Source organism: Terricaulis silvestris, assembly GCF_009792355.1.
GTDB classification, from domain to species: Bacteria; Pseudomonadota; Alphaproteobacteria; order Caulobacterales; family Aquidulcibacteraceae; genus Vitreimonas; species Vitreimonas silvestris.
This window is the reverse complement of the sequence record NZ_CP047045.1, coordinates 3,403,934-3,418,667: the sequence shown is the minus strand read 5'-3', so window position 1 is coordinate 3,418,667 and position 14,734 is coordinate 3,403,934. Positions and strand designations below refer to the sequence as shown.

The following is a 14,734-nucleotide window of genomic DNA, read 5'->3' as shown; positions in this document are numbered from 1 at the left end:
TTTAGCCGCGAAGCAGCTAAGAATGAGCGCGGGGTTGCAGCGATTCGTTTCGCTGTTCGGATGGAATTTAGGGGTCGGCGCCTTGGACGGTGGATTCGCAAGCTTGCTTGTGGCGGCTGGCGCAGCGGCCATCGCGGTAGCATCGCTCCTGTGGGCGCTGCGCGTAACCGATGGCGCGCGAGGCACCGTCGAAGTCTGGAAGAAGCGCGTCCGCGAACTCGAAGACAAAGTCGCCTGGGCCGACGCCGTGTTTGGCGCGTTTCCCGGTGTCGTGCTGATCTGGGAAGACCTCGTCACCGACGGCGAAGGCGAGTGGGGCCGCCCGCGCATCTATGGCAGCCCGCTCGCGCTCGCGAGCCTGCTGCGCTTCTCCGACAGCGCCGTCTCCGCCGAGCCCTCGATCCGCATCCTGCAGGGCCTGACGCTGTTCGACGCTAACGACGCCACCGGCAACGTCACCCGCCTCGCGCCATCACTCGCAAGGCTCCGCCGCGAAGGCGCGCCGTTCTCGATCAAGATCTCGACGCCCGACGGCATCTACGTCGAAGTCGACGGCCGCACCGCCGGCGCCCGCGCCGTGGTGTGGATGCTCGACGCCAGCGTCCGCGGTGTGGAAGAGGGCGGCGCCCGTGGCCGCATCGAAGGCGGTCGCGAAGTCATCGCCCGCGATCCCGCCGCCTTCCTCGAAATGTGGAACGCAGCGCCGTTCATGGCCTGGCGCGTCAATGGCGCGCTGAAGCTCGAATGGGCCAACCCGGATTATCTGGCCGCACTCGAAGCCAAGTCGCTCGACCAAGCCATCCAACGCAACCTGCAGCTCGACCAAGGCGCCACCGAACTGGCGCGCAAAGCCATCGAAGCCGGCGCTGCCGTCGAAGAAACCCGCTCCGCCGTTGTCGGCGGCCAGCTCCGCACACTGCGCATCCGCATGAGCCCCGTCGCCGGGGGCGCTGCCGGCATCGCCATCGACGTCACCGACACCGAAGCCTCGCGCGAGCAGCTCTCCAAGCAACAGCGCGCGCACGACGAGACGCTCGACCACCTCGCCGAAGGCATCGCCGTGTTCGACGCGCAAAAGCGCCTCGTCTTTCACAACCGCGCCTTCGAAGCGATGTGGGGTCTCGATCCCGCCTTCTTGCAGGATCGCCCGGTGCACGCCGCGTGGCTCGATTACCTCAAAGAGAAGCGCAAACTCCCGGCGCACGCCAACTACGCCGAGTGGCGCGCCGGCGAACTCGCGCTCTACCAGGAAGTCGCGGAACTGCCGCAAGACATGTGGGTGCTGCCCGATGGCCGCATGCTCCGCATCGCGCGCCAGCGTCACCCCAGCGGCGGCTTGCTGCTGATCTTCTCCGACATCACCAATGAAGTGTCGCTGAAGAGCTCCTACGACGCGCTACTGCAAACGCAGAAGGCAGCACTCGATAAATTGCACGAAGCCATCGTCGTGTTCGGCCTCGACGGGCGCTTGAAGCTCTCCAACGCCGCATTCTCGAAAATGTGGACGCTGGAGCCCAGCGCGCTCGAAGACGACATGCCGTTCGACAAAGTCGTCGCCGCCTGCGAGCACCTGTTCCACGACAAAGCCGAGTGGGCGAAAGTCCGCGCCCGCATCACCGACCCGTCCCCGGAGGCGCGCACCGAATATCGCAGCGAAATGCGCCGCAGCGACGAGAGCGTGCTCAAATTCCTCACCCGTCCGCTGCCGGACGGCGCCACGCTCGTCGCATTCCAGGACATCACCGCCGACCGCCGCGTCGAAGAAGCGCTGCGTGAGCGCGCCGAAGCGTTCGAAACCGCCGACAAGCTCAAAGGCCAGTTCGTCGAGAACGTTTCCTACCAGCTCCGCAACCCGCTGCAGGCGATCTACGGCAACGCCGAAATGCTGCAGCACAAGGTGTTCGGCCCGCTCAACGATCGCCAGATCGATCAAGTCGGCTCCATCATCGAAGCCTCGGGCAATCTCTCGAAGCTGATCGACAACATCCTCGACGTCGCCATGGTCGAAGCCGGCAATGTCGCGCTCGATCTCGCGCCCATGGATGTCTACGAAACCATCGCGGACTCCGTGCAGATGGCCGCCTCCAAGGCGCGCGACACTGAAGTGCCGATCCGCGTGAAGTGCGATCCGAAGATCGGCGCCATCGACGCCGACCAAAAGCGCATCACCCAAGTGATCGTGAACCTGCTCTCCAACGCACTCCGTCACACCGAGCGCGGCGACACTATCACCGTCTCCGCCGATCGCCTCGACGGCGTCATCCGCCTCACCGTGGCCGACACCGGCAAAGGCATGGCGTTCGACCAACAAGCCAAAGCCTTCGACAGCTTCGAATCCGGCGACCGCCGCGGCGCGGGGTTAGGTTTGGCGCTGGTGCGTTCGTTCGTAGAAATGCACGGCGGCTGGGTCGCGCTAGCCAGCGAACCAGGCCGCGGCGTCACGGTGACGTGCCATTTGCCCGTACACGCCCCGCAAGCTGGCCCACCGCCAACACCACCAGGCGAGAGACGCGCGGCTTAGGTCCGCTTCTGGGCCCTTTCCAGCCGTTGACCATTCAACTCGATTTCAGCCCTTCGCAAAAGGGCTCGCTCTTGATTGCGCCGAAGCGGCCATTGGTCCGCGCGCAGGTGCACCCAACGGCGAAATTTCAAGACATTTTGTGGCCAAGCAGGCGCTGCCGCAGCTTGTACAGCGGAGCGCGGATCGCGCCCGGCATGATTGTTCGCCAAGCGTTGCTGAAGAACGTCATCGGCGGGTTCTCGATGCGCGTGATGATGCGCTGGGCATTCTGATCCGAAAGCCGAGCCATCTCTTGCGCCAGCCGCTGTTCGCTGTCCGCTAGCGCCCTCGTTAAGGTCTCGGCTTCTACGCCGAACAGCTCCCGCGCGATAACCGCCCAGCTTCGCCCCGGCGACATCGGGACCAGCTCTTCGATCCAGGATGCAGTAGCGGCAGCGACATCCCGTGGGTTCGGCTTCGGGTCAGCGAGCGCCGCTTCGTAGATGGCGACATGCTGTGCGACGCAGTCCGTCAACGAGGCCTCGGCCCGCAACCGATCGGTGACAAGGCCAGCATCACCCGCGTCGTAAGCCGCAATCGCTTCAGCCACCAGCTGTTGCGATGCCGGCCGCGCTAATAGCCCCGCGCCGAAATTGAACCGACGCCAGTCCGCAAGCCGCTTCGCGGTAAGAAGTCCCGCAAAGCCGCGCCCGTCGCAAACGACGACCGCACATCCGATCGCGGCGGCTTCCAGGGCCATGCGCGCTGTAGCGAAAACGAGGTCATAGTTCGGCAGGTCGCGTTCGATTTGATCGCTCACGCGCCCAAAGGCGGGACCAAGTTCGGCGAGTTCGACGTCTTGACTGGTGCAGGCGGCGCGGACGGCTTCGACGTGACCCGCATTCTTGGTGAGTAGGAGTGCTCGTCGCGGCCGCTCGGGAAGTGGCGAACGGCGTGCGAAGCGCTCCAGGTCCACAGCGTTCTGGATTACGGTCAAGCGATCGGCGGGAACGCCGCGTGACAGGCAGCGATCCCTGCAAAGATTATCCACCGCAATCCAGCGCCGAATCTGCGGATGAGGCCGCGGCGCCTCGATTTCGAAATTGGCGCTATGACAGGCGAATACGGCGGGCGTTTCCGGAAACGCCGCTAAGGCGGCCAGCGCCACGGATATATGTTGTGCGTGGATGATCTCGGGCGCCGCGGGCAGGGCGCTCACGCGATCGACAATGATATGGCCGCGTTCTCGCATCCGCGCCGCTTGGGGGCCAAGCGTGGGCGCCAGCACCATCGGTTGATGGCCTGCGCGGCGCAGCCCATCCGCCAACAGCTCCACAACGACTTCGGACCCGGAATTGTTGGCCAGGTAAAGGTTGGTTATCAGGATGCGCAATCGACGCGCTCCCCGCTCCCGATTGGCTCAGCCGACCAGCGTTCTAACAAGGCCAGCGCCAGTGGCCTCACATGCCGCTCGTACTCGATCCGTTGCGTATACTTGCTCGCCGCGACGCGCGATGCGCCGATGCTCTCCCATGAAGGCGACCAACGCGCATCCCATGCGAACGTCGGCCGCCGCAGCCGTTCGCGAGACAGCGCTGCGGGGTCCTCGTCAAGTAGGCGCTGCACCTCTTCGGCGAGCGACGCGTAGGCATCGACAGCCTCCTGTTTGCGCTGCTGCTCGTCCCTGTCGAGCCTAATCTCGGTGACGATGTCATCGCTATTGCCGCCCGCAACCGCGCGGGCAACCAGATGTGAAACGTCTCGTCCTTGACGCCTCAGTCTCAGTGTGGCCGAAGCGGCAACAACTTCACAAAGGTCATGCATCGGATTGTAGCCATCGACGGCGTCACTCACGATCAGCGTGCTGCCTTTCGCGGTCGCTGCCTCAACAATTGCGCTGATCACCTTGTCGAACATCGTCAGGTCTGTGTTTAGAATAGCCGCATACCAGTCGCGATCCGGGGCCAGCCCGAACACGGCGCCCGGGCGCGCTCCCGCACGTAGGGCAGATTGCAGCGAATGATGTGTTCGCGGGGCGCCGGCGCCTGACCCGTCCGTCATCAGGAACAGTGTCGGCTTTTGTTGCGCCATCCAGCCGAACAGCCGCAGTTCGTGGCCGGGATGCGCGTGGAGCAACAAAGTCCGCCCGCCAGCGGCCTCTCGCGTGTCTGACAAGATCATCGTCCTCCGCCACGCCGGGCTGATAGATTTGAGTGCGACTTTATGTCAACGAACCCCAGGTCGCCAGCGGAAGGCCGCAGGATGCCGAGCGGCCTCTCACTTTCTCGCCAGCTTTCGGCGAAAAAGCTGACGGATATTCCGAGGATAGATTCCACACTACCCGCGCGATGCACGGGAATGACTCTAATAACCTACTAGTGCTGGCTCTTCGGCAGCCGCACAACCAAGCCGTCCAAATCCGGCGTCACCTTGATTTGGCACGAAAGCCGCGAGTTGGTTTCAACGTCGTTGGCGAAATCCAACATGGATTGCTCCATTGAGTTCTGCTCGCCCGTCTTCGCCAACCACTCCGGATCGACATACACATGGCACGTCGCGCATGCGCACGCGCCGCCGCAATCCGCGTCGATGCCCGGCACGGCATGCTTCACGGCCGCCTCCATCACCGTCTGGCCAACCGGCGCTTCGACGACATGCTCTTTTCCGGAGTCTTCGATGTAGGTGATCTTCGGCATAAGTCGTTCAAACCCTCAGCGCGCGGACGCGACAAGCTCTTTCATTGGCCTCGATGTGTCTTCCAACACGGCGGGCGGTAACGACCGCCCGGTTTGGATCAGCATCTTAGCGCCCAGATACTCCGCCGGCTTGTTCACTGCATCCACAGCGATCAGCCGCTCGCCCTTATAGTAGAACGCCGCGAAGGCGCGGTCAGCCATAACGCCACGGAACGCGACATGCTCATAGCCGTGGAACAGCCCTGCGATTTGCAGTTTGAGGTCGTACTGATCCGACCAGAACCAGGGCGCTTCCTCGGTGTGATCCTTGGCCCCGAGCAAATGGGCGGCGACGACCTTCGCGCCTTCCACGGCATTATGGACGCTCTCCAGCCGCGCGATGCGGCCCTCGAAATGCACCATCGGCCGCGCCGCGCAATCGCCGATGGCGTAGATCGCCGGATCGGCGGTGCGGCAATGGCGGTCAGTGAGAATGCCGTTGGCGACGGTGAGCCCGCACTGCTCCGCCAACGCGATGTCCGGCGTCACGCCAATGCCGGCAATGACGATGTCGGCGGGGATCTCCATCCCGTCGGTGAGCGCAACGCCGGTGACGCGGTCCTGACCTTTCAGCACCGCAGGCTGGCCGCCAAGCACGAAGCGCACGCCCTGGCGCGTGTGCTCATCCAGGAAGAACCCAGCAACTTCCGGGCTAGTCACCCGCGCAAGCGGCCGCACAGCGGTTTCAACCACCGTGACTTCAAGCCCGCATTGCCGCGCAACCGCCGCGACTTCGAGCCCGATGTAACCAGCCCCAATCACAACGAGCCTGGCGCCCGAAACGAAGCGCTCGCGCACGCGGTCAACATCGCCGGCCGTGCGAAACAGAAACACGCCCTCAAGGTCAGCGCCGACCAGCGGCAGCTTCCGCGGCTTCGCGCCGGTGGCCAAAACCAGCGCGTCGTACGGCAGTTCGCGCCCGCCCTCGACGCGCACCTTCTTGTTGGAGCGATCGATCCAGACCGCGCGCAATTTGGTGAGGAGGGTGATGTTTTCCTCGGCGTACATTTCGGCCGGCCGCAGCAGCAGCCGGTCCATGCTGAGTTCGCCCTTGAGGTAGGCCTTCGACAGCGGCGGGCGCTGATAGGGCGCGGCCGGCTCCTCGCCGATCAGCGTGATATCCCCGGCAAAACCGCCCTGGCGCAGCCGTTGCGCGGTCTCGCCGCCGGCTTGGCCAGCGCCGATGATGATGATGCGTTTGATTTCGCCCATAGTCACAGCGGCTTAGTGTTAAAGGCCAAGCAGTATGGGGCGCAAGCGGCCCTTGATGCGGCGCTTGCCGCAAGGCAGATTCCGCCGCCGTGACATTGAAATCCCCTAACGATTCGTTGGCTTCCGTAAGGGCCGAGGCGCTGGAGCGGTTGTTGGCCGAAACCGGCTTCGCCGGCGCCGAGCGCACCCCGCTCGCCGGCGACGCTTCCACGCGCCGCTACGAGCGCCTGAAGCTGGGTGACCGCCGCGCCATGCTCATGGATGCGCCCCGGTCGAACGAAAGCGCCCCTTGTCCGCCAGGGGCGACTCCGGCGGAACGCCGCGCCATGGGCTGGAACGCCACCTCCCGGCTGGCCGCTTCTCGGGTTGAGGCGTTCGTCGCGGTGGCGAAGCATCTCGAAGATATCGGTCTCTCACCGCCGCGCATATACGGCGCCGATTGTGATGCCGGATACGCGGTGATCGAGGATCTCGGCGACAGCCTCTACGCGCATGTGATTGGCGACGGCGGCCAGGACGAGATCGCGCTTTACGAAGAAGCCGCGCGTGTGCTGGCGCATGTGCACCAAGCGCCAGCACCGAGCAGGCTTGAAGGCACGGGCGGCGCGTCGTGGCCGGTACAAGACTACGATGCCCTTGCACTCGAAGTGAACGCGGACCTGTTCGTCGATTGGCTGCCGCGCGCCGCCGATGTTGATATTGATGATGCCGCGCGGGCGCGTTGGGAAAAGGTGCGCGATAGCTTGATCGTGAAAGCGTTGGGCTTCCCGCGCGCGTTCACGATCCGCGACTACCACGCCGAGAACTTGCTCTGGCTGCCTGAGCGCGATGGCTTGCAGCGCGTCGGGCTGCTGGATTTCCAGGACGCGGTGCGGGGCTGGCGGGCGTGGGATTTCGCCATGCTGCTGCACGATGCGCGGCGCGACGTGAGTTATCCCGCGCACGAAGCCGCGATCCGCGCCTATCTCGACGCGACCGGCGCAAGCGAAGCTGAATTTCAGCGCGAACTCGCGGTGCTCGGCGCAATCAACGCCATGCGCATCCTCGGCATCTTCTCGCGCCTCGCGGGCCGTGACGGCAAGCAGCGCTATCTCGCCTTCATGCCGCGCGAGTGGGGACACTTGGCGCGGACGCTTGAGCACCCGTCGCTCTCCGAGGCGAAAGCCTTCGTCGAAAGCGTGGCGCGGCCCTACCTGGAGCAAGCCGCTTGACGCCGCACACCGCCATGGTGCTCGCCGCGGGCCTCGGCACGCGGATGAAGCCGCTGACGGACGATCGGCCGAAGGCGCTGGTGCAAGTCAGCGGGCGCGTGCTGGTTGATCATGTGCTGGATCGTCTTGTCGCCGCGGGCGTGCGGCGCGCAGTGGTGAACGTCCATTCGTTCGCAGACTTACTCGAAGCGCATGTGCGCCGCCGCGCCGACATCGAGATCGTGATCTCAGATGAACGGGCACAATTGATGGAAACCGGTGGTGGTGTTCGCCAAGCGCGACCGCTGCTTGGTAATGACCCGATCATTGTCTGCAACATCGACAGCGTTTGGGAGGAGCCGTATGGCTCGGCGCTCGCGCGTCTGGCGGAAGGTTTCGATTCCACGCGAATGGGCGCGCGCCTTATGCTGGCGGCGATGAACGCCCAGCTCGGCTACGACGGCGATGGCGATTTCTTCATGGACGAAGCCGGCGTGCTCTCGTTCCGCGATGCGCTGCCGCACACGCCGTGGGCCTACATGGGTGCACAGATCATCGATCCGCGCATCGTTGATGAAGAGCCGCTCAAGCCGTTCTCGTTCACGCGCGTGTGGCGGAGGCTGGCGCGAGAAGGGCGGCTCCACGGTGCGCCGCTCGGCGGCTATTGGATGCACGTCGGCGACCCCGACGCGCGGAGCGAAGCCGAAGCGCGCCTGGCGAGCGCGGCGCCCAGTCCATGACATCGCCGCTCGGACTGTTTGAAGGCCCGGCGCCAAGGCTCCGGGCAGCGCCTGCGTCGGCGCCATTCCTCGACGTGCTCGCCGATTCCATGGTCGCAGCGCTTGTGCGCGAAGACGATCCATTCGCGCTCTCCGACGCGCTGGTGCTGTTGCCGAACCGGCGCGCCGCGCGCGGCTTGATCGATGCATTCCAGAAGCGCCTCGGTGGTGCTGCGATTTTGCCCGCGATCCGCCCGCTCGGCGATCTCGACGAAGACCCGCAAGTTTGGGGCGCCGATCCGATTGCGCTCGACGTTGCGTCGGCGATCGATGTCACGCGCCAACGCATGGAGCTCGCTGCGCTGATACGTGCGCGCGACAAGGCGGCGGGCGGCGTCGAAGATCCCGCGCGTGCATTGGCGTTGGCGGACGAGTTGCGCAAGCTGCTCGATAGTGCGGCTGCTGCCGACGAAGTGCATTGGGACAAGTTGCCGACGCTCGTGCAGGAGCGCGACTTGGCGCGGCACTGGGAAGCGTCGGCGCAGTTTCTCGCGATCATCGCGAACTACTGGCCGCAACGCTTGAAGCTAGACGGTTTGAGCGATCCCGGTGGACGGCGTGCCGAGATGCTCCACGCCTTGGCCCGCGATTGGACGCGCGAACCACCGACGCGGCCAGTTATCATTGCGGGATCGACTGGCTCAATGGGCGCTACGCGCGCGCTGATGCGGGTCGTCGCTGCGCTGCCGCGTGGCGTCGTCGTGCTGCCAGGACTGGATGTCGATCTCGATGACGAGTCTTGGGCGTTGGTCGGTGATCAGCATCCGCAGCATGTGCTGAAGGAAACGTTGGCGGCGCTTGGCGTAGCGCGGGGCGACATTCGGTCGATGGTGCAGGAGACCACCCAAGGCCGCGCGCGGCGCGTGCTAATGCGCGAAGCGCTGGCGCCAGCGGAGCGCACGGCGGACTGGCTGAAGCGCCTGGACGCTGCCGGCGGCGCCGCATTTGTGAAAGCGGGCGCTGAAGGCTTGCGCTTGGTCGAGGCCACAACAGAAGACGAAGAGGCGAGCGCAATCGCCATTCTGCTGCGCGAAGCTCTAGAGAAGGGCGACAGCGCCGCGCTCGCAACGCCGGACGCCGGCTTGGCGCGCCGGGTCGAAGCGAAGCTGACGCGCTGGGGCATCGTGCCGTCCGTTTCGCACGGACGCCCGTTGCGCGAGAGCGAAGCAGGCGCACTGATCGCGTTGCTGTGCGACCTGGCGCGCGATCCAGGCGAGCCCGTGGCGCTAGCGGCGTTCCTGAAGCATCCGCGCGTGCGCTTGGCCGGTAATGCAGCGGCGCTGGCTACATTGGAGCACGAAGCGCTGCGCGGCGCGCGGCGTCATGAAACACTGCAGGACCTCGCGGCGCTCGACAAACTCGCCAAGTACGACCGCGCGCGCGCAATCGTTGCGAGCGTGGAGCAAGCATTGGCGCCACTCACGGCGGTAACGGCGCAACCGCAAATCACGCTGGCGCAGTTTGCTGACGCCATCGCACAAGGCGCCGAAACCGCGACCGGCGCAGACGTCTGGCAAGAGCGCGACGGCGAGATCGCAGCGGAAGTACTGCGCGACGCCATCGCGCACGGCGCTGATCTCGGCGCAATGTCGCCGGGCGCTGCGCCTCGCGTGCTGTTGCGCCTAATGGACGGCAAGGAAGCGCCGCCGGCCTCTGGCGGCGATCCGCGCGTCGCGATCTGGGGGCCGCTCGAAGCGCGCCTTCAGCGTCGCGACCTGATGATCCTCGGCGGACTGAACGAAGGCGTGTGGCCTGCGCCGCCCGGCGAAGATCCGTTTCTCTCGCGCACGATGCGCGAGGCGTTGGGCTTGCCATCGCTCGATCAGCGCATTGGGCTGGCCGCGCATGACTTCGCGCAACTGGCCAATGCGCCGAACGTGGTGCTGACGCGATCGCTGCGGCGCGATGGTTCGCCGACCTTGGCGTCGCGCTGGCTGTGGCGCTTGCAAACCTTGGTCCAAGGCGCGCACGCGAAGCTCGACCACGCCGACGAGCACCTGGCCTGGGCGCGCGCGCTCAATGCGCCGAGCAAGGCGCGCACGCCGAAAATACCGCGCCCAAAGCCGCCCACGGACAAACGCCTGAAGCGCATCAGTGTCACACAGGTGGAATCCCTCATCCGCGATCCCTATGCCGTCTACGCGCGGCGCATTCTCGGTTTGGAGTATTTGAAGCCGATCGGCGCGCCCGCAGGACCAGCCGAACGTGGCACCGCTGTTCACCGCGCCATCGAGTTGTTCGAAGACGGCGCAGATCACGGCAAGCTGATCGACTTACTCGATGAACAATTGCGCCACGCCGGTGTTTCGGCGGAGCGTCGGGCGGCTGAGCGGGCGCGGCTGGCGCTTTCGGTGTCGGCGCTGATCGACTGGTTCGCCGAGCGGCGCGCGCACAACGCGATCGTGTATCGCGAGGCGAAGGGCGTGTTGCCGGTTGAGGGCGTCGAGCTCTCAGGCGTTGCTGACCGCATCGAAATTGGCCTGGCGCATGTCGCGGTGCTCGATTTCAAAACGGGCGCACCAGCGACGAAGAGCCAAGTTGAGAGCGGATTGTCGCCGCAACTGCCTTTGCTCGCTGTGATGCTTGCGCGCGGCAAGTTCGAAGGCGTGCCGGCGGCGGTGGCGACCGAGCTGCTCTACTGGCGCTTCGGCGGCGCTGATCCGACACCAAAGCCGCTCGATCTCGACGCTCAAGCGGAAGCGGAGAAAGCTCTCTCTTCGTTGCGCGGCTTGTTGCAGCGCTACGCGCAGGCAGATCAGCCGTTTCTGTCCAAGCCGCGCGTGCAATTCGTGAAGCCGTACACCGAGTACGACCATCTGGCGCGGCGCAAGGAATGGGCTGACGCGGAGGGCGACGAATGAGCGCCCGCGCGCTGAAGGATGCCGACAAGCAACAGCGCGTTGCGGCCGATCCCGGCACGTCGGTGTTCGTCACCGCGAACGCCGGATCGGGCAAGACCAAGGTGCTGGTCGATCGCATCGCGCGCTTGCTTCTGCTGCCCAACGCAAAACCGTCCGCGTTCTTGTGCATCACCTACACCAAGGCAGCCGCCGCCGAGATGCAGCGGCGTTTGTTCGAGCGGCTGGGCAGCTGGTGCGTTGCGGATGACGCAACACTCGAAGCCGAACTGACCAAGCTCGGCGCGAGTGCGAGCGATATGGGCACGGCGCGAGCACTGTTTGCGCGCGCTCTGGAGACGCCAGGGGGTTTGCACATTCAAACCATCCACGCGTTTTGCGAGCGCTTGCTCGCGCGCTTCCCGCTCGAAGCCGGCGTTCCGCCAGGGTTCGACATCGCCGACGAAGCACGCGCCGCCGCGATGCTCGGCGAAGCGCGGGCGAGCGCGGCCCTCGGCGCGGAGGCGCCGGCGGAAGCGTTTCAGCGCTTTGCGGCCCGGATGAACGGCGATGCGCTCGACAGCTTCCTCGATCGCCTCGCGTTGCGCCGCGCGGATTTCCATCGTTTCGCGGCAAAGCACGACAATGCGATCTACGCCGAGGCGGCGATCCGCAATCGGCACAACGTGCGACAGAGCGCCGACGTGTTCATTCGTGATTTCCTGGCGCGGCAGGATTGGCGCGCCTTGCGCGAAGCGGCGGCGGCGCTGGAGACGGGTAGCGCCAAGGATCAGGATGCAGCGGAACGTTTGCGTGCGGCGCTCGATTGCATGGAGCATGCGCCACGCGATGCGTTGATGTCGTGTTTCAAGTTCGCGCTGACCGACAAGGGCGAGTTGCGCAGCGCGTTCGCGACCAAGAAGATCAAGGACGATTTCCCTTGGATCGATTCCCTGCTGCAGCGCGTCGCCGAGGATGCGGCCGATGCGCGGGCGAAGCTCAACGCCATCGAGCGCGCCGAAGACGCAGCGGCCGCGCTGCAGTTGGCGATGACCTTGGATCGCGCGTATGAGCGCGCGAAACAGCGCAGCGGCGTGCTCGATTTCGACGATCTGATCGCGAACGCGCAAAAGCTCTTGCAGCGCGCCGATGCAGCGCCCTGGGTGCTCTACAAACTCGACGGCGGCATTGATCACATTCTGATCGACGAAGGCCAGGACACCAGCCCGACACAATGGGAACTGATCGCGCCGCTGCAAGAAGAGTTCTTCGCCGGCGTCGGCGCGCGCGAACGGCCGCGCACGGTCTTTGCTGTCGGCGATCCGAAGCAGAGCATCTACGCCTTCCAGGGCGCCGACCCGGAGCGCTTCCTGAACGAAGCGCGCGTGCTCGAGAAGCGCTCACGCAAAGCTAAGCAAAGCTTCGCCGCGCCGGAGTTGCGCACATCGTTTCGCTCCGCGCCTGAGGTTCTGCGTGCCGTCGATGCCGTGTTTGCGGATCCGCGCCGACGCTTGGTTGCGGGTGAGCCCGGCAAGCACGATGAGGTCGTGCACTTGGCGGCACGGGACCAAGAGGGCGGCGTTGTTGAGGTCTGGCCTCTGGCGATGCGGCCGGTTGCGCAACCAGCCGTCGCGTGGGATGCGCCGATGGACGTCGAGACTGGCGTCACCGTGCATGCACAGCTGAGCAAGGCGATCGCCAAGCGCGTGAAGGAGATGATCGATACGCGCGAGGCGGTGTTGGACAAAGACACGCGCCGCATGCGACCGCTCCGGCCCGGCGACGTGTTGGCGCTGGTGCGCACGCGTGGGGCGATGTTCCGCGAGTTGATCAAGGCGTTCAAGCGCGCGGGGCTGCCAGTTGCCGGCGCCGATCGTATGGTGCTGCGCGATGAACTCGCCGTGGAGGATTGTCTCGCGCTAATGCGCGTCGCGCTTGATCCGGCGGATGATTTGGCGTTGGCGAGCGCGCTGAAGGGGCCATGGGTTGGCCTTGATGACGACGACTTGGACATCTTTCCACTCGCCTACGGCCGTGGGCGCGGCGAGACGCTGATGCAGCGGTTGAACGCCAGCGCGGACGAGAAGTACGCCTTCGCTCGAGCGTTTGTGGCCGAGCTCGGCGTTCGCGCTGGCGCTGATCCGTTCGCGTTCTTGAGCTGGGCGCTCGAGGCGCCGCATCGTGACGCGCGCGCCGGTTGGGATCTGGTGCTGTCGCGCCTTGGCGCGGAGTCGCGCGATCCATTGGAGGAATTGCTGCAGCGAGCGCTAAAGCCATCGATGATGGGCGCGGCGACGTTGCAGCGCTTCCTCTACGAGATTGAAGTCGACTCCGGGCAGGTGAAGCGCGAGCTGGAAGCGGAAACCGGCGCCATCCGCGTGAAGACTGTGCACGGCGCAAAGGGCCTGGAAGCGCCGCTGGTGATTCTGCCGGACTCTACCGGCCCATCTGCGGCCCAACCCGATGACGGCCTGATGTTCGACGACGAGAAGGGTCCGTTCATCTCGTTCCGCGCTGGCGACGACGACGCGGCGGTGGCCACTGCGCGCCAAGCCCACAAAGACCGCATGGAGGGCGAGCATTGGCGCCTGCTTTATGTGGCGATGACGCGCGCGCGCGATCGGCTGATCGTTTGCGGCACGCAGCACGGCAATTCGAAGGACGGCGAGACCAAGGAAAGCTGGCGGCTTGCGGTGCAGGAAGCGTTGCAAGGGTTGAGCGCAGCGCCGATCGAAACGCCGTACGGCGAAGGTTTGCGCTTTGGCGCACCGCAGATTGCGGAGGCACAGGCCGTCGCTGAGCGCGCTTCGTTTGCGTTGCCAGACTGGGCGCGCAAGCCTGCGGTTGGCGGCGTGTCGCGTGAGCTTGCGGCGCCGTCGCGGATCAAGCGCATTGACCCCGCGTTGTTTTCGCCGCGCGGCGATGGCGCCAAGCGCTTCCGCCGCGGGCGGTTGATCCACGGCTTGCTGGAGCGTTTGCCGGATGTCGCGCCCGCGCGTCGCGTTGAGAGCGCGCATGCGTGGCTGAAGCGGCAGGGCGCCGATGCTGCCGAAGCTGAAGCGTATGCGCGCGAAGCGATTGCGGTGATCGATGATCCGCGCTTTGCTGCGGTGTTCGGCGCGCAGAGCCGTGCCGAGGCGCCGATCGTTGGCGAAGCGGCGGGCAAGGCGGTGAGCGGAATTGTCGATCGGCTTGCGGTCGACGGCGATCGCGTGATCGTGCTCGACTTCAAGACGGATCGCCCCGCGCCGGCGAACGCCACAGATGCGCCCGACGCTTACGTGTTGCAGCTTGCACTTTATCGTGAAGTTCTGCGGCAAATCTTTCCCGGCAAGCGCGTAACTTGCGCTCTGCTTTGGACGGAAAAACCACTCCTCATGGAGTTGCCGGATCCCCGTCTGGACGCCGTTTTCGAGGTGTTCCGCCGAGGTTGAAACGTTAACCGGCGCCCCCTACATCGAAGCAACGAATCCGTTGCCCA

Annotated in this window: 9 protein-coding genes; 5 read left to right on the top strand and 4 right to left on the bottom strand. The window is 65.4% G+C overall.

The genetic code is table 11. The annotated features are described in order from the left end of the window. The first annotated feature begins 22 nt into the window (after positions 1-22). Positions 23-2,521, top strand: coding sequence for a sensor histidine kinase (locus DSM104635_RS17405; protein ID WP_158767437.1), 2,499 nt, complete (start codon positions 23-25; stop codon positions 2,519-2,521). Positions 2,522-2,648: 127 nt separating this feature from the next. Here DSM104635_RS17405 and DSM104635_RS17400 read toward each other — a convergent pair whose 3' ends face one another. The 4 genes from DSM104635_RS17400 to DSM104635_RS17385 form a co-directional block, all read right to left on the bottom strand. Further along, on the bottom strand, positions 2,649-3,893 hold the full coding sequence (locus tag DSM104635_RS17400) for a glycosyltransferase (RefSeq protein ID WP_158767436.1): 1,245 nt from the start codon (positions 3,891-3,893) through the stop codon (positions 2,649-2,651). Beyond that, positions 3,881-4,681 (bottom strand): hypothetical protein, encoded by an 801-nt coding sequence (locus DSM104635_RS17395; protein ID WP_158767435.1) that lies wholly within the window; start codon positions 4,679-4,681, stop codon positions 3,881-3,883. Before DSM104635_RS17395 ends, DSM104635_RS17400 begins: the two co-directional genes overlap by 13 nt. A 194-nt stretch (positions 4,682-4,875) precedes the next feature. Next, entirely contained in the window at positions 4,876-5,196 is a 321-nt protein-coding gene (locus DSM104635_RS17390) for a 2Fe-2S iron-sulfur cluster-binding protein (protein ID WP_158767434.1), read from the bottom strand. A gap of 15 nt (positions 5,197-5,211) precedes the next feature. Beyond that, entirely contained in the window at positions 5,212-6,447 is a 1,236-nt protein-coding gene (locus tag DSM104635_RS17385) for an NAD(P)/FAD-dependent oxidoreductase (protein ID WP_158767433.1), read from the bottom strand. A 116-nt stretch (positions 6,448-6,563) separates the two neighbouring features. Between DSM104635_RS17385 and DSM104635_RS17380 the strand changes: the two genes are divergently transcribed. The 4 genes from DSM104635_RS17380 to addA are packed head-to-tail and all read left to right on the top strand — an operon-like array spanning position 6,564 to position 14,687. Beyond that, positions 6,564-7,658: an aminoglycoside phosphotransferase family protein gene (locus DSM104635_RS17380; protein ID WP_158767432.1), complete on the top strand. Its 1,095-nt coding sequence runs from the start codon at positions 6,564-6,566 to the stop codon at positions 7,656-7,658. After that, entirely contained in the window at positions 7,655-8,377 is a 723-nt protein-coding gene (locus tag DSM104635_RS17375) for a nucleotidyltransferase family protein (protein ID WP_323368332.1), read from the top strand. The genes DSM104635_RS17380 and DSM104635_RS17375 overlap by 4 nt, the downstream gene beginning before the upstream one ends. Continuing rightward, positions 8,374-11,277, top strand: a complete 2,904-nt coding sequence (gene addB / locus DSM104635_RS17370) for a double-strand break repair protein AddB (RefSeq protein WP_158767431.1) — start codon at positions 8,374-8,376, stop codon at positions 11,275-11,277. Before DSM104635_RS17375 ends, addB begins: the two co-directional genes overlap by 4 nt. Next, complete coding sequence (gene addA, locus DSM104635_RS17365; RefSeq protein ID WP_158767430.1) at positions 11,274-14,687, top strand: double-strand break repair helicase AddA; 3,414 nt, start codon at positions 11,274-11,276, stop codon at positions 14,685-14,687. Before addB ends, addA begins: the two co-directional genes overlap by 4 nt. Positions 14,688-14,734 lie beyond the last annotated feature (47 nt).